This is a genomic window from Sphingobacterium sp. SRCM116780 (assembly GCF_021442025.1).
In the GTDB taxonomy this organism is placed as follows: Bacteria; Bacteroidota; Bacteroidia; order Sphingobacteriales; family Sphingobacteriaceae; genus Sphingobacterium.
In genome coordinates, this window is sequence record NZ_CP090446.1 from 3,340,193 (window position 1) to 3,362,438 (window position 22,246).

A 22,246-nucleotide genomic window follows, 5' to 3' on the forward strand; every position below is an offset into this window, starting at 1 on the left:
CAAGTAATGGAAAAGACTAAAAGTCCTTTCCATATGCTAATATTAAATAGTTTCGATAGCTACTAAGTGATTCACTTTTCTCACCATACCAATAATGGCAGGTGTAGCTTCAACTTCTACTGAGTGGTTGATACGTTTCAAACCCAATGCCTCAATAGTTTTCTTTTGGCGCTCGCTTCTGTCGATAACGCTCTTTATCTGGGTGATTTTAATTTTTGCCATGATAATTAACCGTTAAATACTTTGTTTAAATCGACACCGCGGTGTTGTGCTACTGTGTATGCATCACGCATATTAGCTAAAGCGTCAACAGTTGCTTTTACCACGTTGTGTGGGTTAGATGAACCTAATGACTTCGCTAATACGTCTTTGATACCTGCAGACTCTAATACTGCACGCATAGCACCACCTGCTAATACTCCTGTACCGGCGATAGCTGGTTTTATCAAAACTGAACCACCTGAATATTTGCCATGTTGAGCATGAGGAACAGTACCTTTGATAATAGGAACCTTAACTAAGTTTTTCTTAGCGTCATCAATTCCTTTTGTGATTGCTTCAGTAACCTCTTTTGCTTTACCTAAACCGTAACCAACGATACCGTTTTCATCACCTACAACCACGATTGCAGAGAAACTGAAAGTACGACCACCTTTGGTAACCTTAGCTACACGTTGGATACTTACTAAGCGATCTTTCAATTCAATCTCGCTTGATTTTACTCTTTTTATATTGCTTAATGCCATTTCTTCTATGATTAAAAGTCTAAACCGCCTTCGCGAGCACCTTCAGCCAAAGATTTGATACGGCCATGGTATAAGTACCCATTACGGTCAAAAACTACTTTACTAATTCCAGCTGCAACTGCTTTTTCTGCAACCAATTTACCTACTGCTTTTGATTGATCAACTTTATTGCCTGAAGCAGTAAAATCTTTTGAAGCACTAGAAGCAGACACTAATGTCTTTCCAGCAACATCATCAATGATTTGAGCGTAGATACCTTTATTACTTCTAAAAACTGACAAGCGTGGACGCTCTGTTGATCCAGCCAGGTGTTTTCTGATTCCTTTTTTGATTCTCTCTCTACGAGATGCTTTATGTCCTGCCATGGTTATTATTTTTTAGCTGATTTACCTGCTTTTCTTCTTAATACTTCACCTTCAAACTTAATACCTTTACCTTTGTATGGTTCTGGTTTACGGAAGCCGCGGATTTTCGCTGCGATTTGTCCGATCAATTGTTTGTCAGTAGATTCTAAAGTGATAGTAGGGTTTTTACCTTTATCAGCAGTTGTTAATACTTTAACTTCATTTGGCAATACAAAAACAATCTGGTGAGAGAAACCTAAAGTTAACTCTAAAACATTACCATTGCTTGTTGCACGGTAACCTACACCGACTAACTCTTGAGTAGTTTTGTAACCTTCAGTTACACCGACAACCATATTGTTCAATAAAGAACGGTACAGTCCGTGTAATGATTTGTGTCTTTTTTGATCTGTAGCACGAGTTACTACGATGTTACCATCTTCTTGAGCAACTGTAATGTCACGATCAACTTGTTGTGTTAATTCACCTTTAGGGCCTTTTACTGTAACTAAATTCTTGTCAGATACAGTCACCGTTACACCAGCAGGCATAGCGATAGGCGCTTTTCCAATTCTTGACATTTCTTTGTGATTTTCCTAGATTAATAAACGTAACATAAAACTTCACCGCCAACATTTTGTAGACGAGCCTCTTTATCTGTCATTACTCCTTTAGAAGTTGACAAGATAGCGATACCCAAACCATTCAAAACACGAGGCATAGTCTCCACACTTGCATACTTTCTTAAACCAGGTTTACTCACACGTGTCAACGTACGAATAGCCGAGATTTTGCTAATTGGATTGTATTTCAAAGCAATTTTGATTGAACCTTGAACTCCACTCTCTTCAAATTTGTAATTAGCAATATAACCTTTATCAAAAAGAACTTTAGTAATTTCTTTTTTAAGGTTCGATGCAGGAATTTCAACAACCCTGTGGTTGGCCTTAATGGCATTCCTTACTCGTGTAAGGTAATCCGCTATTGGATCTGTATTCATTATATATAAAATTGTGACAACGGTTTCTTTTCCAACCTTTGGAGCAGACCTGCTATCGATTAATAAATTTAAACGTAAAAAACCCTAGCAAATCTGCTGTCAGATTTGCTGGGGCAAAATTACTTATTTTTTTGATATTACCAAGAAGCTTTTTTAACCCCTGGGATCTTACCGTCTAATGCCATCTCACGGAATGTAACACGAGAGATACCAAATTGACGCATATATCCTTTAGGACGTCCTGTTAATTTACAACGGTTGTGTAAACGAACTGGAGAAGCATTTTTAGGTAATTTATCTAAAGCAACGTAATCACCAGCAGCTTTTAACGCAGCACGTTTGTCAGCAAATTTAGCTACTAGTTTAGCGCGTTTTACTTCGCGAGCTTTTAATCCTTCCTTAGCCATTGTTATTAGTGTTTTGATTTTTAAATGGTAAACCGAATTGTTTCAACAATTCTAAAGCCTCAACATCGTTTCCTGCACTAGTCACGAAAGTGATGTCCATACCTTGGATTTTGTTGATTTTATCAATGTTGATCTCAGGGAAAATGATTTGCTCAGTAATACCTAAGTTGTAGTTACCTCTACCGTCGAAACCTTTATCGTTAATACCACGGAAGTCACGAATACGTGGAAGTGATACAGCGATTAAACGATCCAAAAACTCATACATGTTATTATCACGTAAAGTAACACGTGCGCCAACTGGCATACCTTTACGTAATTTAAAGTTTGAGATATCTTTTTTCGATTTTGTTGCAACAGCTTGTTGACCAGTAATTAATGTTAACTCAGAAATTGCGTTATCAATTAATTTTTTGTCAGAAGTAGCAGCACCTACACCTTGTGAAATAACGATTTTCTCAAGTTTAGGAACCTGCATAACACTCTTATACTGGAATTTTTCTTTAAGTGCAGTGCGGATTTCCTCCGCATATTTCACTTTTAATCTTGGTGCGTAAGTCATTATTTAATTTCCTCCCCTGATTTTTTTGCTACACGAACAATTTTACCATCTTCGTTAACTTTACGACCCACGCGAGTAGGAGTTCCTGTTTTAGGATCGATAAAAGCTAAGTTAGAAATATGGATAGCTGCTTCTTTTTCAATAATACCACCATTAGGATTAGCCGCACTTGGTTTAGTGTGTTTTTTGATGATATTAGCGCCTTCTACGACAGCTCTATTAGCATCCACTAAAACTTGCAATACTTTTCCTTGAACACCTTTAGAGTTACCAGCGATAACTTTCACTAAATCACCTTTTTTAATTTTGATTTTGTGTGTAGTTGTTGTTGTTTTTTTGTATGCCATAATTATAAAACCTCCGGTGCTAGTGATACAATTTTCATGAACTGTTTTTCACGTAACTCTCTAGCAACTGGGCCAAAGATACGTGTACCACGTGGTTCATCATTATTATTTAATAATACTGCAGCGTTGTCATCAAAACGAATATAAGAACCATCTTTACGACGAATTTCTTTTTTAGTTCTAACAACTACAGCTTTAGAAACAGTACCTTTTTTTACGTTTCCTGAAGGTAAAGCGCTTTTGATGGTAACAACAATTTTATCACCTATCGAAGCATAACGCTTACCCGTGCCACCCAACACGCGGATTACTAAAACTTCTTTAGCTCCACTGTTATCAGCAACATTTAGTCTTGATTCCTGTTGTACCATGTTATTTAGCTCTTTCTAATATTTCTACTAATCTCCAATTCTTAGTCTTACTCAGCGGACGAGTTTCCATAATTAATACCGTATCGCCGATACCACAGGTATTAGTTTCGTCATGAGCTTTAAATTTAGTAGTTTTTTTAACGAACTTACCATAGATAGGGTGTTTCACTTTACGCTCAACCGTTACTACGATAGATTTGTCCATCTTATTGCTAACTACCAAGCCGATTCTTGTTTTTCTTAATTGTCTTTCCATTTCGACTTTAATTTTATGCCTCAGCGGCTATTTCTTTTTTAGCTGCAGCTTTACGAACAGTCAACTCAGTACTAAGACGAGCGATTTCTCTACGAGCTGTTTTGATTACATTAGGGTTCTCAATTGCAGAAACAGCATGTGCAAATTTCAATTTGCTAAGGGCAGCTTTCTCTTGTACTAAACGAGCAGCTAGATCCTCTGTTGATAATTCTAAAATTTCTGAATTTTTCATCATTTATTAATTTTACCTGATCTGATGGAGATGAAGCTATTCCTTTCGAAATGGTTTCATTTTATTTCAGTTGTTATATTGGGTTATCATTTTGTTATATATAGCCTTAGGAGTAACGGTCCTAAGGCTTAATAAATGACATTACCAAAGATTTATGCTTCTACGTAATCTCTACGTATGACAAACTTAGTTTGAACCGGAAGTTTTTGAGCTGCAAGGCGTAATGCTTCTTTAGCAATTTCTAAAGACACACCCTCTGCTTCAAATAACATACGGCCTGGGCGTACTACTGCAACCCAGTATTCTGGAGCTCCCTTACCTTTACCCATACGAACCTCTGCAGGTTTTTTAGTAACGGGTTTATCAGGGAAGATGCGGATCCAAACTTGACCTTCACGTTTCATATAACGTGTCACTGCAATACGAGCTGCCTCGATTTGACGGCTTGTGATCCATGCTTCCTCCAATGATTTGATACCGAATGAACCGAAAGCTAACTCTGCTCCACGAGAAGCGTTACCTTTCATACGTCCTTTCTGCATCTTTCTGAACTTTGTTCTTTTTGGCTGTAACATGTTCGTTATCTATTTAATCCTGTCAGCGACAGGATAATTTTAAATCTTGTTATTAATTAATCTCTTTTTGCACCACGGTTGTTTCCACCACGATTGTTGTTTCCACCACGACGGTCATTACCACCACGACCACCTTTACGGTTGTCACGACGATCAGGAGCGCCTTCGTTTCCACCACGTGTTTTCACACCTGAAGCTTGACCAATGTTTGGAGATAAGTCACGTTTACCGTAAACCTCACCTTTACAGATCCAAACTTTGATACCGATTTTACCGTAAGTAGTTAATGCTTCAGCTAATGCATAGTCGATATCAGCACGCAATGTGTGTAAAGGAGTTCTTCCTTCTTTATATTGCTCAGAACGTGCCATTTCAGCACCACCTAAACGACCAGAACACATTACTTTGATACCTTCAGCACCCATACGCATTGTCGATGCAATCGTAGTTTTCATTGCACGACGGAATGAAATACGAGCCTCTAATTGCTTAGCGATACCTTCTGCTACTAATTTCGCATCTAACTCAGGGCGTTTAATCTCGAAAATGTTAATTTGAACATCTTTTTTAGTGATTTTCTTTAACTCTTCTTTGATTTTGTCAACTTCTTGACCACCTTTACCGATAACGATACCAGGTCTTGCTGTATGAATAGTTACTGTGATACGTTTTAAAGTTCTTTCAATAACAACTTTTGCTACACCACCTTTTGCTATACGAACAGAAAGATATTTTCTAATCTTTTCGTCTTCTACTAATTTATCGGCATAGTTTTTTCCTCCGAACCAATTAGAATCCCAACCTTTGATGATTCCTAATCTGCTACCTATTGGATTTGCTTTTTGTCCCATTTCTCAATAAATTAGTTTTGTTCAACGTTAGATTTACTGTCAACGATCAAGGTAACATGGTTTGAGCGTTTACGAATTCTGTAACCGCGACCTTGAGGAGCTGGACGTAATCTTTTCAATTGACGACCACCTGCTACTGATACTTCTTTAACGTATAATTGACTATCTTCAACTGATTTACCTTCGTTTTTAGCTTCCCAGTTTTTAATTGCAGATAATAATAATTTTTCTACACGGATTGCTGCTTCCTTGCTAGTATGCTTTAAAATATATAAAGCATTCTCTACTTTCTCGCCACGAATTAAGTCCACTACTAAACGCATTTTGCGTGGTGAAGTAGGGCAATTTAATAATTTGGCAGTAGAAGCTCCTCCTATTTGAGCTTTCTCTTGCTCTTTGCGCTGTTTGATTAAAACAGACTTTTTAAGTTTTTTTGTTGCTTCCATTACCTATTATTTTTTCTTTTCTGCGTGGCCTCTGAATGTACGCGTTGGAGCAAATTCACCCAATTTGTGACCTACCATGTTCTCTGTTACATAAACAGGGATAAATTTATTCCCGTTGTGCACTGCGAAGGTATGGCCAACAAAATCTGGAGAAATCATTGATCTGCGAGACCATGTTTTGATAACTGACTTTTTGTTAGTTTCATTCATAGAAAGAACTTTTCCTTCTAAGTTGTGATCGATATAAGGACCTTTTTTAATTGAACGAGCCATTATTTTTTCCTTCTCTCAATGATGTAACGATTCGATGTTTTCTTCTTGTAACGTGTTTTGAAGCCTTTAGCTAATACACCTGTGCGTGAGCGTGGGTGACCTCCTGATGTACGGCCTTCACCACCACCCATAGGGTGATCGACAGGGTTCATAGCAACACCACGAACACGTGGACGACGACCTAACCAACGTTTTCTACCAGCTTTACCTAACACTTGGTTAGATTTTTCAGCATTAGATACTGAACCGATAGTAGCAACACATGTTAATAAAATCATGCGTACTTCACTTGAAGGCAATTTGATAATAGCATATTTACCATCACGTGCAGACAATTGAGCGTAAGTACCAGCCGAACGAGCGATTGAACCACCTTGACCTGGGTTCAATTCGATGTTATGGATGATAGAACCCAATGGAATGTTTGCTAAAGGTAATGTATTACCTACTTCTGGGGCAACTTTCTCACCTGCCACTACTGTCATTCCAACTTTTAATCCAGTTGGAGCAACGATATAACGTTTCTCACCATCAGCATAATGCAATAAAGCAATACGTGCTGTACGGTTTGGATCGTACTCAATTGTAGCTACTGTTGCAGGGATATCTTTTTTATCGCGTTTGAAATCTATTAATCGGTATACTTTCTTGTGTCCCCCACCGATGTAACGCATAGTCATTTTACCGGATTTATTACGACCGCCCGATCTTTTGTTGCTTCCAACTACCAACGATTTTTCAGGAACGTTAGTTGTTACGTCAGAGTAGTCAGCGCCTACTCTGAAACGAGTACCAGGGGTTACCGGTTTGAATCTTTTAACTGCCATTTCTAATTATATAGTACTGTAAAAGTCAATAGTTTCGCCATCTTTAATAGTAATGACAGCCTTTTTATACTTAGGAGCTCTACCAGATACGAAACCTGCTTTTGTGTAACGGCTTTTTGCTTTACCTGCTACTACTGCAGTGTTAACAGCAACAACAGTTACACCAAACATTGCTTCAACAGCTGTTTTGATCTGAATTTTGTTAGCTCTGTGATCTACTTTGAAAGCATAACGGTTTAATTTTTCCGTTAAAAGTGAAGCTTTCTCAGTTAAGATAGGTTTTTTAATAATATCCATATTACTTAGCTAATGCCTCCTCCAAAGATTTAAGAGAACCTGTAGTTAATAACAATTTAGTTGCATTTAACACATCAAATGTATTCAATTGATCTGCCGTTACTACTTTTGTTTTCTTCAAGTTTCTGCTTGATAAATAAACGTTGTTATCTTGCGCTGGCAAAACCAATAAAGTTTTTTCACCCGCTACATTTAAAGCATTTACGAAAGCAACATAGTTTTTAGTTTTGATCGAGTCAAATTTAACTTCATCCAACACCAAAATGTTGTTATCAACTGCTTTATAGCTTAACGCTGATTTACGTGCTAATTGTTTCAATTTTTTGTTCAATTTGAAAGAATAGTCACGAGGTTGAGGACCGAATACACGACCACCACCATTAAACAATGGAGATTTGATAGAACCCGCACGAGCTCCACCTGTACCTTTTTGTTTGTGTAATTTACGAGTTGAACCCGCAATTTCGTTACGTTGTTTAGATTTGTGAGTTCCTTGGCGTTGATTCGCTAAGTATTGTTTCACGTCCAAATAGATCGCATGATCGTTAGGCTCTAACCCAAATACCGACTCAGGAAGTTGCACCTTGGCACCTGTTTCTTTACCTGATAAATTTAAAACTTTAACTTCCATTTCCTATTTGTCTACAACTACATAAGAACCTTTAGCTCCTGGGATGGAACCACTAACAACGATTAGGTTTTGATCAGCATAAACTTTCAAAATTTGTAAATTTTGAATCTTCACACGATCACCACCTGTACGACCCGCCATGCGCATACCTTTGAATACGCGTGAAGGCCAAGATGAAGCACCTAGTGAACCCGGAGCACGTAATCTGTTGTGCTGACCGTGAGTCGCACCACCTACACCACCAAATCCATGACGTTTCATTACACCTTGAAAACCTTTACCTTTAGAAGTACCGACTACGTCAACATACTCCCCTTCTTCAAAAAGTGTAACGTCAACTACGTCACCAAGTTGTTTTGCATCTGGGAAAGTTTTAAACTCTACCAATTTACGCTTAGGCGTTGTATTTGCTTTCGCAAAGTGCCCTTTTAAAGAATTCGTTGTGTTCTTTTCTTTAGCTTCATCGAAGCCAAGTTGAACAGCAGCGTAGCCATCTTTCTCTTCCGTACGTATCTGCGTAACCACGCACGGACCAGCTTGAATAACAGTACATGGAATGTTTTTTCCATCTGCATCAAACAGGCTTGTCATTCCTACTTTTTTTCCAATAATACCTGACATGTTGTAAATTAATTAATTAAAAGTCCATCGAAGCAGTAGGGCTTCGCTCAAGACGCATTTCTCCCAATAAGGGACTGCAAAAGTACGAAGAATTTTCTAAGTACCAAATTATTAGCACATTATTTTTTATTTTTTTGTAATCGATTAAAATGAAAAGATACTGAAAGAAATATTTGCGAATAATTTCTATGCGTTCAGGAGCAAATTTAATTTAACGCCGCTTGGAAAGTAAGGATGATAGTACAAGAAGATGAATAGATCAAAATACTCATATTCATCTTCTTTTTTTATCAAAACAATTAATTTTAAGTTCAGCACCGCAAACAAACACGACAAATCGCTTAATACCGTTAATCGTTTAATCAAGCTTATTTATAGTGCGTCCTATGCGAATTTACAACTTGATAACAGGTTGACCATCCAATAGTCTTTTATATCGGATTAATGCTTCAACATAATAGTAATCTGCATAAGTCAAGGGTACGTCAACCTCCGTCTCATGCGGAATAGATCCAACACTATGTTTCAGAATATATCCCCCAGCCTCTTTATAGTCTGCTTTATACGGTTTTGAAGACAAAGAACGAAGTACCTGCTCAGCTTTAGTGATATACGTTTGACTTTCATCCCCAGTCGTATATTGCGCCAACTCCAATAAAACTGAAGCCACCACTGCTGCTGTAGAAACATCACGTAAATCCTTTTGTGAATAATACTTACTAGATGCTGTTAATTTATTTTGATCCATGTCCCAATAAGGAATGAGATCGCTAGGTAAATTTGGATGATTTAAATAGAATTGTGCAATATGTCGAGCATGTTCAAGATATTTTTTATCACCCGTTTCTCGAAACATCATGGTATAACCATATAATCCCCATGCCTGTCCTCTTGACCATGCTGATTCGTCAAAAGCTCCTTGTGCCGTCTTTTTAGCAATCACGCTACCATCCTTAGGATTGTAGTCTACGACATGGTATGAACTATAATCTTTACGATAATGGTTGACCATGGTCGTATTGGCGTGTTGTATGGCTATTTCTTTAAATCGGGAATCTCCTGTCATCTTGAATACTTCCATCAAAAATTCCAGATTCATCATATTGTCGATAATGACCGGATACGTCCAAGGCTGCCCGTCCCAGTTTTTACCTCCATCCCAAGAGCGGATAGTATGGGTTGCAGTGCTGTATCGTGTAGCCAAAGAAGCTGCTCCAATACGAAGAACATCTTGATAAGCAGCAGAATCTTTAGTCAGGCGTAATGCATTTCCAAAGCTACAGTATAACATAAATCCCAGGTCATGTGTACCCTTATTATTCTTCTCTTTTTCCAGATATTTCAATTTTCGTTTGGCTTCACCTAACAAGGAAGGATCTTTTGAATATTCATAAAGATATAATACTGTTCCAGGATAGAATCCAGAGCACCACCAACTGGATCCCCAATTCACATATTGTCCCTTTTGGAAAGTCGTCGGCATATCAGCTTCCTTAATAGATGTAGCTAAATAATTGATTTGTTTTTCTGCATCTTCCAGATTTTGATTTATGAATGTTTGATCAAGACTTAACTTGTTTTTGACAAGATTTTTTTGACCTTGACAAGATATCCCTTGAGCAGCAAGTCCCATTATTCCAATCAGGATTAAATGATTTCGTATTTTCATGAATAAAGTAATTTTTCAGCTTTAATAATTTACATAATAATCTTTCGGGAATTGTTCCGCATTCCAACATTTTTGTGATGTCCATTTTTCAGGTTTGCAAGTCCAAAACTCATCATTTGCAGGTAATCCCAAAGGCAAGAAGGACAAAGAAGCCACATACATCGATCCAGCATTGGTATAGTAATCGGCTAAATTTTCTTGCTGATTGCCAACTACCCCCATACGAAGCCAACCTGAAGGAGCAAATGTTTTATCGATGTAAATATGTTTCAGCACCGCTGTCAAAGCGGCCCTTACTTGCCCTTTAGCAATATCTTCAGGTAATTTATTCTCCAGTGCTATCGCAGCCAAAGGTTGAAAAGCAGCATTTTTATACGTTGAAGATCTTCCAACCACCATATAATATCCTTCTGGCGATATCATACGTTCCAAATGATGTGCATAACGTTGCATACGCTTGTAAGCACGATCAAACATTTCTTTATAGTGAGTCCCAGCATTCATATTATGGCGCAATGTCTCTACCTGCATACAATGGATGACATAACCATTATAATGGTCAAAGCTAAACCTTGCACCATCACTATACCAGCCATCACCGACATACCATTCTTGATCAAACTTATTCACCGCATAATCTATTTTTTCACGGATACATTCTTCCCCTATACGATGTAAGAATGTCTCTGTCATCGCCGCAAATAAAAGCCAATTACTTTCATTCGGTTTAATTTTGCGTAATAACTGAAACTCTGCTATAACTCTTTTCTTGGTAACCGCATCTAGTGGATCCCATAATGCTTTAGGCGCTCTTAAGAAAGCAAGGGCAAGATGAGCCGCATCCACTAAGGTTTGTGAAGAGGGTCCTCTCCAAGTAAAATAATCTGGAGATTGGGGATCAACCCCATATTGTATACCTAACAAAGCTTGTTTACGGAATTTTTTTCGCAGTTCACCTTCCTCTGTTCCATCATCAGGAAGTGCTAACCAAGGAGCCATACCCGCCAATAATCTTCCGAAAGCCTCTAAATAACCCACCCCAGCATCCCGATTGTCAAAAGTAGGACTCACTTCCATAGGCATATTTTTCCGCAATTGCTGCTTACTGATGTTGCTTAATATCGGGTTAGCTATCTTTGTCAGTATCTTCACCCAATACGCACGGTCATTTTCAGCAATAGTATCATCTACCCCATTCTGATGGATTGCTTTCGCATCCATAGGTAAAGCGGTAGTCAACGTTCCTAACCCTGCTCCACCTAAAAGCTTCAATAACAATCTTCTCTTCATCGATCTTATTTAAATGTATATGTGCATTTATATCTTATTCTTTACAAAATATTAAAAATCATGCGATCAAACGATTACGCAGATGATTGATAACAAACTCTTTACAAAACAACAGAAGCACTAACCTTTCTATTGCCTTGTAAAGTGGATTTAAAATAGTTTGTTCATATTGTTAATAGCAGATTAATTGTCCCAACCGCTGTTCTGAGTAAGACTTGTATTCCGTTCCCTTTCTATTTGAGGTATTGGCCAAGTGTATAATTGGTCACCACCCCAAGAATAAAGCGAGTTCACCCTTCCCCAAACCTCTTTGATACCATTTCCAGTGTAAAAAGAAGTTTCCTTCAATGTTTTCCATCGCAATTCATCGAAATAGATAACACCTTCACACATCAATTCTCTTCTACGTTCTTCCCGAATTTCTTTGCGGAGGTTATCTTCATCTATACCCATATTAAAGGTTTGCACATTCGCACGCGTACGCACTTCATTCACTTTTAATACCGCTTCTCCAGGTTTATGCAATTCGTTCAATGCTTCTGCCCATAACAACAGGATATCAGCATAGCGGATTACGATATAATCATAAGCCCCGGCCTCTCGATTCGGAATACCAGGATTAGCACCTGTATAGACAAACTTCCTTGGGTAGTAGTAAAAATTAGGAACAATATCCGTTCGTAAATCAAACACAGTTCCAAATTCCTGACGATAAGGCCATCTCGAAGTAAACGTTTGATCTGTTGCACCATTTGCACCTACAAAGGTGGCATACGGTAGAATAACGTTGCTCGCCAATCTCGGGTCTCTATCTGCATAAGCATTTAAAATCCGCTGTTCATTTCCTGTAGGCAGATAGAGCGACATATTCAGACCTTTTTTTTCCATATTGGTGATCTCTGTCGCATTGAGATTATTTCTCAAGAAAAACACCTCCCGTTTTGCTGGTTCCATCGCGTTATATCCCGGAATATAATCATTCCAATTAAACGGAGTTCCATCCTTCTTTTGGTAGCGATCTACTGCATCTGGATGAACCAAATAGGTATTCCAATTCGAACCAAAAGCTGATCTGGATCCAAATCTAAATTGATAATTCGATCCGTATCCCGCCAAAGCGATATTCTGAATACTGAATATGACTTCAGCGCTTTTCTCATTTTCGCCCTTAAACAGATTCTCATAGTTTCCGAAAAGCGTATGCCCAAGATCTTTTACTTTTTGAAAATCTTCAATTGCTTTTTGCCATTCTTTTGTATACATGTATACCTTTCCACGCAATGCGTAGGCCGCAGATTTTGAAATTCTTCCAAAGTTTGCATTGGAACCTTCATACCTATTGGGTAGATTTGTTTCGTTAATACAGTCGGTCAGATCCTGTAAGATAAGATTCCAAACTTCCCCCTCCGTACTTCTTGGCTTATCTATCTTATCCCATTCAATGAGTTCTGTATAGATCGGCACACCTTTATACAATTGGTTTAGACGATAATAATAAAAGGCTCTTAAGAATTTCACCTCAGCAAGCAAACGAGTCTTCTTAACCGCTTCTGTCGGTGAAACATTCGTCAATCCGTAAACCGCATCATTAGCCCGATGAACACCTTCATATAAATTTTGCCACTCAGAGGAGAATATTCCTGATGATGGTGTAGCAGTACCATTCATCAACGTTGAATTATCTCGACCTTGCAACGTGACATAGGTATCATACTCATACAATAGTTGTCCATTACGTAAGTTTTGGTAGACACCTGTTACCCCTTGATCGGTTAGGTTCTCTGTCAACCACATATTTTTCTTCAATACTTGAGTTTTAGGTACTGTGTCCAACAGGTCTTTATCACAAGAGGATACCAATATTGTGGCAGCTAAACCCATTGCGCATATTATTTTTATATTTTTCATGATCAATTTCTTTTTAGAATCCAAAATTCAACCCAAATGCATACTGCTTCATTGTCGGATATTCAGCACCCGCCCCAACTTCTGGATCTAATCCAGGGAAATTGGTAAACATCAACAGATTCTCTCCAGAAAAGAATACCCTTAAGTTTCTAACCTTAAATTTCTCCGTTAACTTCTTATTAAAAGTATAGCCTATCTGCAGATTTCTCAGTTTAAAGAAATTCGATTCATACAACCAATAATCGCTTGCTTGGTTATTAATATTCTCTGCAGAAGTTCCATATTTCAAACGAGGGAAATATCCATCTTTATTTGTACGTGCATCATCAGGTGTATTTGGGTTATAGAAATAGTGGTCATCCGCAATGCGCGTAGTTATCTGATTCCCTGAGATCAAAATGTTGCTATTATAGCCATGATCCGTCCAGTAATATTGCGAACCTGACTCTCCTGCCCATATCATGGCCATATCAAATCCTTTGTATGAAAATCCGAGGTTAATACCATAGATATATTTCGGGTTGGAGGAAGTTCCTGTAAAATATTGATCGGCATTATTACCATAAATTCCGTCTTGATTCAAATCGGCATAAATCAGATCGCCATAGTACATGGCGGCACTTCCATATACATCGCTAATTTTCTGATTTGAATTTAGAAAAGAGTAACCTGCAGCTTTCATGGCCTTCGCCCATGCATAGTCCTCATCGGTACGAATCATCCCAGAAGTAGGTCCACCTTTGATATTAACAGAACCATCTGCATTAAAATAAGAGCCATCTCCTTTGTAAACTTTACGCAGATAAAATTCATTGAGCTGATGATCTTCCAGAATACGATTGAGTCCACCACTGGAAACATCACCCAAATTCGTTTGCCAAACCATTTTTCCAGTTCCATCATCCACGAGACCTTCTATCAGCTTTCCTTCATATTTGCTAATGCTGTTTTTGTTATAGGCAAAATTTCCACCGATATTATATTTAAACGCACCAATCTGATCCCGCCAGTTGAGATTAAATTCCACCCCAGTATTACGCATAGCCGCCTGATTAAAAAATGGTGGGGTTGTTGTGCCTCCAGTTATTGGGACTTCTGCTGCACGAATAATGTTCGAGGTTTTACGGTCATACAAACTCACTTCCATAGAAGCACGACGATTCAAAGCAGCAAACTCCAATCCGATTTCTTTATTTTCAGCCTCTTCCCATTGCAATAAATCATTACCAAAACGAGACAACTGCAATCCATTCATCTGAACCCCATTGAAAGAATAACCCACTAAGCCATAGACACCATGCCAGCCATAGACATTCAGATCATCTCCCCCATCATTCCCTAGTTTTCCCCATGATCCACGAATTTTAATATCTTGGATATATGGATTCACCTTTTCCATAAAAGGTTCTTTCGACAACATATAGCCTAAAGAAACCGATGGAAAGGTTCCATATTTCTTATCGCGGCCAAACTTGGATGCACCATCTCGACGAAGACTAAACTCCGCCAAATATTTAGCATCGTAATCATAGCTTACACGACCAAAGAACGACCGCATGGAGTTATCTGTTTCATAACCTCCAATAGACGCCATTTCAGTCGCCGTTCCAATATTGGTAATTGTTTCATCGATCAAACCCTTTTTTGATGCACTAAAACCCGAATCATTATAATAAAACTCATTATGTCCAATTAATACACCAACAGTATGTTTGCCTATCTCTGTATTGTAGCGCAATACATTATCAAAAGATTTTCTGTAAATTTTTCCGTAGGATTGACCTGTACTCAACTGCGATGGGACCGTTGGTGTAGAGACAAGATTCATCGTAGAAAAATCATATTTAGCTGAAGGGTTTTGATACGCAGTTGTTTCATCAAACCGTGATTGGTAATTAAATTTAGTCTCAAAAGTCAACCCTTTCCAAAGCTTGATGTTCGCAAAGAATGTCGAATTCAAACGTGTGCGCTCATCACTACCTTTATAATCGTATAGATACAATAAGATATTATTTAATTGCGAAGACTCACCTGAGCTCAAAACTGCTCCACCAAATTTGCCGTCATACATGGGATAGATACCTGGTGTTGTTTGACGTAAATAATTATAAAGATTGGCATCAGAAGCTAATGAGCGATGTTCATTGACCACAAATGTCTGTGTCCCTACCGTCAAGAAATCGGTCACATCTGTTTCCAGATTGACCCGTCCTTCATATCTTTTCATCCCTGTATTGTGCATAATTCCAGGATTATCTTGAATTCTACCCGATAAATTATAGCGGATTTTGTCGCTTCCCCCTAATACACTTACGTTATGATTTTGCAACCAACCATCCTCATAAATCCAATCCCCCCAATTTGTATTTGGATAAGCAACATAATTGGGTACACCAGAAGGTGCCAAGCCATTTGGATCCGCATTTGCCGCCGTCCACGCATCAATTGCAGACTGGGTATATGGCCCTGAACTACCTATGTTTGCAGCAGCTTCATTGAATAAATTCATATGACGTAAATAGTCACTGACAAATATAGGCTTGACACTGGGTGAGGTTCTCGAAAATAATCCCGAATAATTGATTTGTGGAGCCTGTCCATTTTTTCCCTTTTTTGTCGTGATTAAGATAACACCATTGGCCGCACGTGCACCATAAATTGCTGCTGACGAAGCGTCCTTAAGAACAGATATACTTTCAATATCTTCTGGATTAACCGCATCCATGACACCTTGTATTCCATCAATAATGACTAATGCATCGTTATTATTCAATGTACCCACGCCACGTACTCGAATAGTAGCGCCATCGCTTCCAGGTTTTCCATTCCCTACTTTTACCTGAACACCTGCTGCTAAACCTGACAAGGCAGCGGAGACATTCGTAACTGCCCGGTTTTCTAATTGTTTCGCATCAATCGTAGATACAGAACCCAACAGTTTCGCTTTCTTCTGTGTACCATATCCGACGACTACAACCTCATCAATGGCAGCACTTGCGTCTGCTAATGTAACATTGATTGTTGTCTTTCCATTCACAGCAATCTCTTGATTTTGATAACCTACATAAGAAATAATCAGTGTCGCATTACTGGGTACTGAAAGGGTGTATGTACCCGATGTACTTGTTGCTGTGGAAGAAGTCCCTCCCCTTTCTCGAATCGTCACACCAGACAATGCCCCCCCTTGGCTGTCTGTAATCCGACCTGATACAGAAATCTTTTGCTGAGCCATACTTGTGCTGACCGCAAACAGCATCATAGTCGATACCCCGACTGTATAAAACTTTGCCATACTTTTTTTAGTTTATAATTATATTATTGGTTTATAGACTCAAATTTGGAGTATAACCAGAATAAAGAGGGGTGATTTTTATAAATATTTAGGGGTAAAATCTTAAATTTGAAACGCAAACCCCACTACCATGAATACCTATCTATATCGAATACGATTTCTTTTAATTTTTGGACTTTTGATTTCCCATAGCTATGCACAGGATTTTCGGTTTGAACAACTCAGTCAAGAGAATATACTGGATAAACAACCCGTCCTCTCCATTGCCCAAGATCAAAAAGGGAGGCTATGGTTCGGTGGTGCAAATAACCTTTTTGTTTACGATTCAAAAAACGTTTCCGATCTACTGGGATCTGATACCACTTTAAATCGTATTGATTATATAACCAAGATTGAAATCAGTAAAAAAAATGATCTTTTTATTGCCACCTCCACTCATTTGCATATCTATGATATTGATCGGCACCAAATCATACAAAAAAATAATAAACCCTTTAAAGAAAAGATAACCATCCTTGATATTCAAACATTGTCTAATCAAACTTTTCTTTGTGCCCAAAACGGTCTTTATCTTGCTACACCCACATCATCATCCTACAAACTTGAGTTGCTACTTACTAGAGCTAAGGTTCAAACCATAACTCAATTAAATAGCGACACGTATATCATCGCAAGTCTTCAAGGCATTGAAGTCGTACAATTTAAAAATAAACAGCTTGCTACGATATCCAACTTACAGCTCCCCATTTCCGTCCGAGATGAACGAATCATAAGTTCATTATTATACGATAAAGGATTTTTATGGGTAGCAACTAAACTTCATGGTGTATTTCGATATGAATTCACAAGCAAGAAGTGGGTAAATTTCACCGTCAAGAATAGCAATCTACTGAGTAATAATGTTCGTAAGATTATTAAAAATCCACAAGGAAATATATTAATAGGCACACTTAAAGGGTTATCTGTATTCCAAAAAGAAAATCAATTTCACAATTATCAACACAACACCTTTATCTATTCCTTGTCCCAGAATTCCATTTATGACATTTTTATAGATAATCAAAAAATTGTGTGGCTAGGCACGTATTTCGGTGGCATTAATGCGATTTACCCCAACTCCATACCCCTTCAAATATATGCTACTCGATCTCGTGATTCTCAACGTCTGAACAGTGATATAACGGGTAGTTTTGCCCAGACAAAGAATGCTTATTGGATTGGCACGGAAGAAAATGGTATCAATCTCATCGATAAACAAAGTGGTCAAACAACTGCGGTTCCTCATCTCACAAAATCCAATCTCATCAAAGATCTATATATAAGAGATACCAAACTGTACGCGGCTCAATATGCTGGAGGATACAACATCATTGACATAGAAACACATAAAACCAACCACTTCTATTTGGATAAAGATTCTTTTAATGTTAAGAATAATGTCTTTACGATCTATGTAGATCCACAGCAAAAAATCTATTTGGGAACAAATATTGGTTTATATACCGTAGAAAAAAATCAAGAACCCATTAAAGTTGACGAAATCGCTTCGACTGAAATCCGAGATATTCAAGAAGATAGCAATCATCAAATATATCTGCTACAAGATCGTAAATTGTATATTAAAAAACGACTGGCTATCTTTCAGACGATTTCCAAGTTGAAGCCGTATTTAATAAATGGATTTTACATCGATCATTTGGATAAGCTTTGGTTTACTACTGAAAATGAGCTTTACAGCTTACAAAGAAATGGAGATCTAAATTTGGAAGCCAAGTTCAAAAAAAACAGCTTGGGTTGGCCCATCAGTATCGACAATATGCTTTGGATTACCAGTAAAAATGGATTGATTTTTTTTGATCCCAAAACCAAATACAGCAACATTCTGAATCAAAATGATGGCCTTCCTGTTAAAAATTTACAAAGTGCAAAGCTATTCAACAGCGATGACGGAAAGCTATTCGTGACGACTTTGAATGGATTGGTATCCATTGATATTAAAAAAATAGCTTTCAATCATATCGTACCATCGGTACTATTAAGAAATATATATTTAAATGAAAACTTATTCCCATTTGATCGCATTCATGCTAATGCAGTAGACAATGACTTTCAAATAGAATTACAGCATCATGAGAATTACATTACGGTTAGTTTTTCAAGCTCTAATTTTATCAAACCTTTGAAAAACAAATATCGATATCAATTAGAAGGCGTTGATAAAAATTGGATAGAGACAAGTTCTACAAGTATTCGATATACGAATATTCCTGAAGGAAAGCATACATTAACTATATTTTCCAGCAACAATGATATGATTTGGAGTAAAACACCATTAACCCTAACGATTACTGTATTACCGCCATTTTGGCGAACATGGTGGGCATATCTGCTCTATGCAATTCTATTTACTTTAGCTATTCATTTCATAATAAAATTTATTGTAGAACGTGAAATTTTAATCAATGCGGAGAAAGAACATGATAAGAAAATTAAATTCTTCACCCAGATTTCACATGAGATCAGAACACCACTCACCCTGATTACTGCACCTCTTGATGAAGTAATTGCAGAGGTTGCTGATCTCCCAACGACCCAATTAAAAATAAAACGAATTAAAAAAAATGCCAACAAACTTTTGGCAGTAGTCAATGAGTTATTGGATTTCAAAAAATTTGATGATAACAAACAAGAGCTCAAACTCACGTCAATTCCGTTTCGAGAATATATAGAAGATACCTTTTATTTATTCAATGACTTAGCTCAAACTAAAAATTTAAATTATTACATCAAACATATTGATCCTATCGGAATTCAAGCCATTGATACGATACAATTTGATAAAGTGATGTTCAATCTGTTATCTAACGCGATCAAATACACACCTGAAAACGGTACGGTTTATTTAGAGCTTATTCATGAGGAAAATAAGATTACGATTCGTATTGTCGATAATGGGATCGGTATAACCTCCGCCAACCAATTTAAAATATTTGAAGAATATTATCGAGAAGATCAGGTGACCGATACGATTGGAACTGGTATTGGTTTAGCGTTAACTAAAAAAATAATTGAACAACATGGTGGCGAAATTCATTGCCAATCCAACCGTGAAGAACAAGATCGCTGGACTATTTTCACTATACAGCTACCGATAACAGCAACTTCCAGTCTTCATGACTATGAAAGTGAAAAGTTGGAGCCTAGCCCCTCATTATCTCTCAACGCATCATCAATTGGGGACGCAGGAATGCAAGCGACTATACTGATCGTGGAAGACAATAAAGAGCTATTGGAGATGATTGCTTCCATTTTTGTAGATAGTTTCATTGTCTTACTTGCAACTCATGGAGAAGAAGCTTTGGAAAAAGCGCAAAAAAACGTCCCTGATTTAATTATTTCCGACCTGATGATGCCCAATATGGATGGCATAGAACTTTGTAAGGCAATAAAAGCCAGCATCATTACCAGTCATATCCCATTTATCCTCCTTACAGCCATAACGGATAACCAAGTACAAACGGATACCTTACAAAGTGGTGCCAACATCTACCTAACAAAACCATTTGACAATAGCCAACTTTTTTATTCGGCACAAAATCTATTGAACATCAGTCGAAAACGAAGTCGAAACTTTCAAATTAAAACAACGATCAGTGACAATGAACAAGACAATAAGTTTATCCAGTCTTTAAACAAACTCATCGAAGATAACCTCCTATCCAGTTCTTTCGATGTTAACTATATTTCTCGCACCATGGGGATGAGTGCCCCTGTCCTGTATCGTAAATTAAAAGCGATTACCAATTTATCACTCAATAATTATGTCAAGAACTATAGACTTAATAAAGCAAAAGAATTGCTTCTGTCTTCCATGAATATTACGGAGGTTGCTTATGCTGTCGGGTTTTCAGATCGGAAATACTTTAGCAAAGAATTTAAAAAAGTTTTCGGACAGAATCCTACAGCATATTTGTCCGAAAACGAGGATGATATTTAGCATCCTATAATAAGGGTTTGCAATAACAGACCCTTATTATAGTTCGTTTGCTATTTCGTGAATAATGGATTTTCCTTCCAACAATCTTTTATACCTCACCAATGCTTCTGCATAGTAATAATCGGCATATGTCAAGGGAACATCTACTTCAGAATTCAATGGTATTGCACCAACACTATGCTTTAAAATATAACCACCATTTTGACCAAAATCTGCTTTATACGGTGCTTTAGATAAGTTTGTAAGGATCGTTTCCGCTTTAGACAAGTATAGCGCAGATTCTTTTCCTTTCGTGTATTGCGCCAATTCTAACAATGCTGAAGCGTACAAAGCCGCTGCAGAAACATCACGTAGATCTTTTTTAGCATACATATTACTGGACTTCTCAATCTTATCCTGATCAAAATCCCAATAAGGAATCAAGTCTTGAGGTAAATTAGGCTGATTTAAAATATATTGTGCAATATGACGCGCTTGATTTAAAAACTCTTTTTTCTTCGTTTCACGATACATCATGGTATAGCCATAAAGCGCCCAACCCTGTCCCCTGGACCATGCTGATTCGTCAAATGCTCCTTGATGTGTCTTTTTAGCGATAACTTTTCCTGTATGGCTATCATAGTCTACGACGTGATAAGAACTATAGTCTTTCCGAAAATGATTTTTCAAGGTCGTTTCAGCATGTGTTACTGCCAAATTATAGTAGGTTTTATCTCCTGTCATTTTTGACACCTGTGTCAAAAACTCCAGATTCATCATATTGTCGATGATCACGGGATAGTGCCAAGGTTTGTGATCCCAAGAACGGATTGTTTTCGTGGTTGCATTAAACCGAGTCGCTAAAGAAGAAGCTCCAGTAGTCAATACCTCTTTATACTTACTGGAATCACCAGTAAGACGTAGTGCATTCCCAAAACTGCAAAAAAGCATAAAACCTAAATCATGCGTTCCCTTATTATTTTTTTCTTTCTCTAGATAAGGTAATTTCTCTTCTACTTGATGCAAAAGATCTTGATCCTGTGTACCTTCATACAAATACAATAAGATACCTGGATAAAATCCCGAACACCACCAACTCGATGAAGAAAACACCTCTTTATTATTTTCAAATGTTTTAGGAAATTTTTCAATAGGTGTTTGGGCAGCCAAAACTTTAATTTGCTTCGCAGCATCTATCAAATTCTGTTGAATAAATGTCTTCGATAATTTCAACGCCTTGGATTGCCCTTGTACTGTAGTCAGTCCTATAAGTGACCATAACACGATAAGAACTTGCTTTTTTATTTTTATCATAAATTCAATAC

General features: G+C 37.6%; 25 protein-coding genes. 1 reads left to right on the forward strand and 24 read right to left on the reverse strand.

Annotated elements, in window-relative coordinates; translation table 11 throughout:
* Positions 1 to 42: 42 nt before the first annotated feature.
* The 23 genes from rpmD to LZQ00_RS14460 form a co-directional block, all read right to left on the reverse strand.
* Positions 43 to 222: a 50S ribosomal protein L30 gene (gene rpmD / locus LZQ00_RS14350; RefSeq protein WP_045753985.1), complete on the reverse strand. Its 180-nt coding sequence runs from the start codon at positions 220 to 222 to the stop codon at positions 43 to 45.
* 5 nt (positions 223 to 227) lie between these two features.
* On the reverse strand, positions 228 to 746 hold the full coding sequence (gene rpsE, locus LZQ00_RS14355) for a 30S ribosomal protein S5 (RefSeq protein ID WP_234509960.1): 519 nt from the start codon (positions 744 to 746) through the stop codon (positions 228 to 230).
* Between the two features lie 11 nt (positions 747 to 757).
* On the reverse strand, positions 758 to 1,120 hold the full coding sequence (rplR, locus tag LZQ00_RS14360; protein WP_411028069.1) for a 50S ribosomal protein L18: 363 nt from the start codon (positions 1,118 to 1,120) through the stop codon (positions 758 to 760).
* Positions 1,117 to 1,671, reverse strand: a complete 555-nt coding sequence (gene rplF / locus LZQ00_RS14365) for a 50S ribosomal protein L6 (protein ID WP_234509962.1) — start codon at positions 1,669 to 1,671, stop codon at positions 1,117 to 1,119. The genes rplR and rplF overlap by 4 nt, the downstream gene beginning before the upstream one ends.
* Positions 1,672 to 1,691: 20 nt before the next feature.
* Positions 1,692 to 2,093 carry a 30S ribosomal protein S8 gene (rpsH, locus tag LZQ00_RS14370; RefSeq protein ID WP_234514814.1) on the reverse strand — a complete coding sequence of 134 codons (402 nt, stop codon included), beginning with the start codon at positions 2,091 to 2,093 and terminating at the stop codon, positions 1,692 to 1,694.
* A gap of 134 nt (positions 2,094 to 2,227) precedes the next feature.
* Positions 2,228 to 2,497 carry a 30S ribosomal protein S14 gene (gene rpsN / locus LZQ00_RS14375; RefSeq protein ID WP_234509963.1) on the reverse strand — a complete coding sequence of 90 codons (270 nt, stop codon included), beginning with the start codon at positions 2,495 to 2,497 and terminating at the stop codon, positions 2,228 to 2,230.
* On the reverse strand, positions 2,490 to 3,059 hold the full coding sequence (gene rplE / locus LZQ00_RS14380; protein WP_234509964.1) for a 50S ribosomal protein L5: 570 nt from the start codon (positions 3,057 to 3,059) through the stop codon (positions 2,490 to 2,492). The genes rpsN and rplE overlap by 8 nt, the downstream gene beginning before the upstream one ends.
* On the reverse strand, positions 3,059 to 3,406 hold the full coding sequence (rplX, locus tag LZQ00_RS14385) for a 50S ribosomal protein L24 (RefSeq protein ID WP_411028055.1): 348 nt from the start codon (positions 3,404 to 3,406) through the stop codon (positions 3,059 to 3,061). Before rplX ends, rplE begins: the two co-directional genes overlap by 1 nt.
* Before the next feature lie 2 nt (positions 3,407 to 3,408).
* The gene (gene rplN, locus LZQ00_RS14390; protein WP_021189647.1) at positions 3,409 to 3,777 is read right to left on the reverse strand and encodes a 50S ribosomal protein L14; all 369 of its coding nucleotides are present in this window, start codon (positions 3,775 to 3,777) and stop codon (positions 3,409 to 3,411) included.
* A gap of 1 nt (position 3,778) precedes the next feature.
* The gene (rpsQ, locus tag LZQ00_RS14395) at positions 3,779 to 4,033 is read right to left on the reverse strand and encodes a 30S ribosomal protein S17 (RefSeq protein ID WP_038695490.1); all 255 of its coding nucleotides are present in this window, start codon (positions 4,031 to 4,033) and stop codon (positions 3,779 to 3,781) included.
* A gap of 13 nt (positions 4,034 to 4,046) precedes the next feature.
* Positions 4,047 to 4,265, reverse strand: coding sequence for a 50S ribosomal protein L29 (rpmC, locus tag LZQ00_RS14400; RefSeq protein ID WP_234509965.1), 219 nt, complete (start codon positions 4,263 to 4,265; stop codon positions 4,047 to 4,049).
* 152 nt (positions 4,266 to 4,417) lie between these two features.
* Positions 4,418 to 4,840, reverse strand: coding sequence for a 50S ribosomal protein L16 (gene rplP / locus LZQ00_RS14405; protein WP_021189650.1), 423 nt, complete (start codon positions 4,838 to 4,840; stop codon positions 4,418 to 4,420).
* A 56-nt stretch (positions 4,841 to 4,896) separates the two neighbouring features.
* On the reverse strand, positions 4,897 to 5,691 hold the full coding sequence (gene rpsC / locus LZQ00_RS14410; RefSeq protein ID WP_234509966.1) for a 30S ribosomal protein S3: 795 nt from the start codon (positions 5,689 to 5,691) through the stop codon (positions 4,897 to 4,899).
* An 11-nt stretch (positions 5,692 to 5,702) separates the two neighbouring features.
* Positions 5,703 to 6,137 (reverse strand): 50S ribosomal protein L22, encoded by a 435-nt coding sequence (gene rplV / locus LZQ00_RS14415; RefSeq protein WP_021189652.1) that lies wholly within the window; start codon positions 6,135 to 6,137, stop codon positions 5,703 to 5,705.
* Positions 6,138 to 6,143: 6 nt separating this feature from the next.
* Positions 6,144 to 6,410, reverse strand: a complete 267-nt coding sequence (gene rpsS, locus LZQ00_RS14420; protein WP_021189653.1) for a 30S ribosomal protein S19 — start codon at positions 6,408 to 6,410, stop codon at positions 6,144 to 6,146.
* On the reverse strand, positions 6,410 to 7,237 hold the full coding sequence (gene rplB / locus LZQ00_RS14425) for a 50S ribosomal protein L2 (RefSeq protein WP_234509967.1): 828 nt from the start codon (positions 7,235 to 7,237) through the stop codon (positions 6,410 to 6,412). The genes rpsS and rplB overlap by 1 nt, the downstream gene beginning before the upstream one ends.
* 6 nt (positions 7,238 to 7,243) lie before the next feature.
* Positions 7,244 to 7,534 (reverse strand): 50S ribosomal protein L23, encoded by a 291-nt coding sequence (rplW, locus tag LZQ00_RS14430; RefSeq protein WP_234509968.1) that lies wholly within the window; start codon positions 7,532 to 7,534, stop codon positions 7,244 to 7,246.
* A 1-nt stretch (position 7,535) separates the two neighbouring features.
* Positions 7,536 to 8,165 (reverse strand): 50S ribosomal protein L4, encoded by a 630-nt coding sequence (gene rplD, locus LZQ00_RS14435; RefSeq protein ID WP_234509969.1) that lies wholly within the window; start codon positions 8,163 to 8,165, stop codon positions 7,536 to 7,538.
* Between the two features lie 3 nt (positions 8,166 to 8,168).
* On the reverse strand, positions 8,169 to 8,786 hold the full coding sequence (rplC, locus tag LZQ00_RS14440) for a 50S ribosomal protein L3 (protein WP_234509970.1): 618 nt from the start codon (positions 8,784 to 8,786) through the stop codon (positions 8,169 to 8,171).
* Positions 8,787 to 9,180: 394 nt separating this feature from the next.
* The gene (locus LZQ00_RS14445; RefSeq protein ID WP_234509971.1) at positions 9,181 to 10,455 is read right to left on the reverse strand and encodes a glycoside hydrolase family 88 protein; all 1,275 of its coding nucleotides are present in this window, start codon (positions 10,453 to 10,455) and stop codon (positions 9,181 to 9,183) included.
* Positions 10,456 to 10,476: 21 nt separating this feature from the next.
* Positions 10,477 to 11,745: a DUF2264 domain-containing protein gene (locus LZQ00_RS14450; protein WP_234509972.1), complete on the reverse strand. Its 1,269-nt coding sequence runs from the start codon at positions 11,743 to 11,745 to the stop codon at positions 10,477 to 10,479.
* A gap of 183 nt (positions 11,746 to 11,928) precedes the next feature.
* On the reverse strand, positions 11,929 to 13,653 hold the full coding sequence (locus LZQ00_RS14455; RefSeq protein WP_234509973.1) for a RagB/SusD family nutrient uptake outer membrane protein: 1,725 nt from the start codon (positions 13,651 to 13,653) through the stop codon (positions 11,929 to 11,931).
* 13 nt (positions 13,654 to 13,666) lie between these two features.
* Positions 13,667 to 16,945, reverse strand: a complete 3,279-nt coding sequence (locus LZQ00_RS14460; protein ID WP_234509974.1) for a SusC/RagA family TonB-linked outer membrane protein — start codon at positions 16,943 to 16,945, stop codon at positions 13,667 to 13,669.
* A gap of 130 nt (positions 16,946 to 17,075) precedes the next feature.
* Between LZQ00_RS14460 and LZQ00_RS14465 the strand changes: the two genes are divergently transcribed.
* A complete protein-coding gene (locus tag LZQ00_RS14465) occupies positions 17,076 to 20,942 on the forward strand; it encodes a hybrid sensor histidine kinase/response regulator transcription factor (RefSeq protein WP_234509975.1) in 3,867 nt (1,288 codons plus the stop codon).
* Positions 20,943 to 20,978: 36 nt separating this feature from the next.
* On the opposite strand, the gene LZQ00_RS14470 is transcribed toward LZQ00_RS14465, so the two are convergent.
* The gene (locus tag LZQ00_RS14470) at positions 20,979 to 22,235 is read right to left on the reverse strand and encodes a glycoside hydrolase family 88 protein (RefSeq protein ID WP_411028056.1); all 1,257 of its coding nucleotides are present in this window, start codon (positions 22,233 to 22,235) and stop codon (positions 20,979 to 20,981) included.
* Between the last annotated feature and the right edge of the window lie 11 nt (positions 22,236 to 22,246).

What these genes read in the sequence shown, in the direction of transcription:
- rpmD (WP_045753985.1), bottom strand. Translation starts at nt 222, where the DNA reads ATGGCAAAAATTAAAATCACCCAGATAAAGAGCGTTATCGACAGAAGC.
- rpsE (WP_234509960.1), bottom strand. Translation starts at nt 746, where the DNA reads ATGGCATTAAGCAATATAAAAAGAGTAAAATCAAGCGAGATTGAATTG.
- rplF (WP_234509962.1), bottom strand. Translation starts at nt 1,671, where the DNA reads ATGTCAAGAATTGGAAAAGCGCCTATCGCTATGCCTGCTGGTGTAACG.
- rpsN (WP_234509963.1), bottom strand. Translation starts at nt 2,497, where the DNA reads ATGGCTAAGGAAGGATTAAAAGCTCGCGAAGTAAAACGCGCTAAACTA.
- rplE (WP_234509964.1), bottom strand. Translation starts at nt 3,059, where the DNA reads ATGACTTACGCACCAAGATTAAAAGTGAAATATGCGGAGGAAATCCGC.
- rplX (WP_411028055.1), bottom strand. Translation starts at nt 3,406, where the DNA reads ATGGCATACAAAAAAACAACAACAACTACACACAAAATCAAAATTAAA.
- rplN (WP_021189647.1), bottom strand. Translation starts at nt 3,777, where the DNA reads ATGGTACAACAGGAATCAAGACTAAATGTTGCTGATAACAGTGGAGCT.
- rpsQ (WP_038695490.1), bottom strand. Translation starts at nt 4,033, where the DNA reads ATGGAAAGACAATTAAGAAAAACAAGAATCGGCTTGGTAGTTAGCAAT.
- rpmC (WP_234509965.1), bottom strand. Translation starts at nt 4,265, where the DNA reads ATGAAAAATTCAGAAATTTTAGAATTATCAACAGAGGATCTAGCTGCT.
- rplP (WP_021189650.1), bottom strand. Translation starts at nt 4,840, where the DNA reads ATGTTACAGCCAAAAAGAACAAAGTTCAGAAAGATGCAGAAAGGACGT.
- rpsC (WP_234509966.1), bottom strand. Translation starts at nt 5,691, where the DNA reads ATGGGACAAAAAGCAAATCCAATAGGTAGCAGATTAGGAATCATCAAA.
- rplV (WP_021189652.1), bottom strand. Translation starts at nt 6,137, where the DNA reads ATGGAAGCAACAAAAAAACTTAAAAAGTCTGTTTTAATCAAACAGCGC.
- rpsS (WP_021189653.1), bottom strand. Translation starts at nt 6,410, where the DNA reads ATGGCTCGTTCAATTAAAAAAGGTCCTTATATCGATCACAACTTAGAA.
- rplB (WP_234509967.1), bottom strand. Translation starts at nt 7,237, where the DNA reads ATGGCAGTTAAAAGATTCAAACCGGTAACCCCTGGTACTCGTTTCAGA.
- rplW (WP_234509968.1), bottom strand. Translation starts at nt 7,534, where the DNA reads ATGGATATTATTAAAAAACCTATCTTAACTGAGAAAGCTTCACTTTTA.
- rplD (WP_234509969.1), bottom strand. Translation starts at nt 8,165, where the DNA reads ATGGAAGTTAAAGTTTTAAATTTATCAGGTAAAGAAACAGGTGCCAAG.
- rplC (WP_234509970.1), bottom strand. Translation starts at nt 8,786, where the DNA reads ATGTCAGGTATTATTGGAAAAAAAGTAGGAATGACAAGCCTGTTTGAT.
- LZQ00_RS14445 (WP_234509971.1), bottom strand. Translation starts at nt 10,455, where the DNA reads ATGAAAATACGAAATCATTTAATCCTGATTGGAATAATGGGACTTGCT.
- LZQ00_RS14450 (WP_234509972.1), bottom strand. Translation starts at nt 11,745, where the DNA reads ATGAAGAGAAGATTGTTATTGAAGCTTTTAGGTGGAGCAGGGTTAGGA.
- LZQ00_RS14455 (WP_234509973.1), bottom strand. Translation starts at nt 13,653, where the DNA reads ATGAAAAATATAAAAATAATATGCGCAATGGGTTTAGCTGCCACAATA.
- LZQ00_RS14460 (WP_234509974.1), bottom strand. Translation starts at nt 16,945, where the DNA reads ATGGCAAAGTTTTATACAGTCGGGGTATCGACTATGATGCTGTTTGCG.
- LZQ00_RS14465 (WP_234509975.1), top strand. Translation starts at nt 17,076, where the DNA reads ATGAATACCTATCTATATCGAATACGATTTCTTTTAATTTTTGGACTT.
- LZQ00_RS14470 (WP_411028056.1), bottom strand. Translation starts at nt 22,235, where the DNA reads ATGATAAAAATAAAAAAGCAAGTTCTTATCGTGTTATGGTCACTTATA.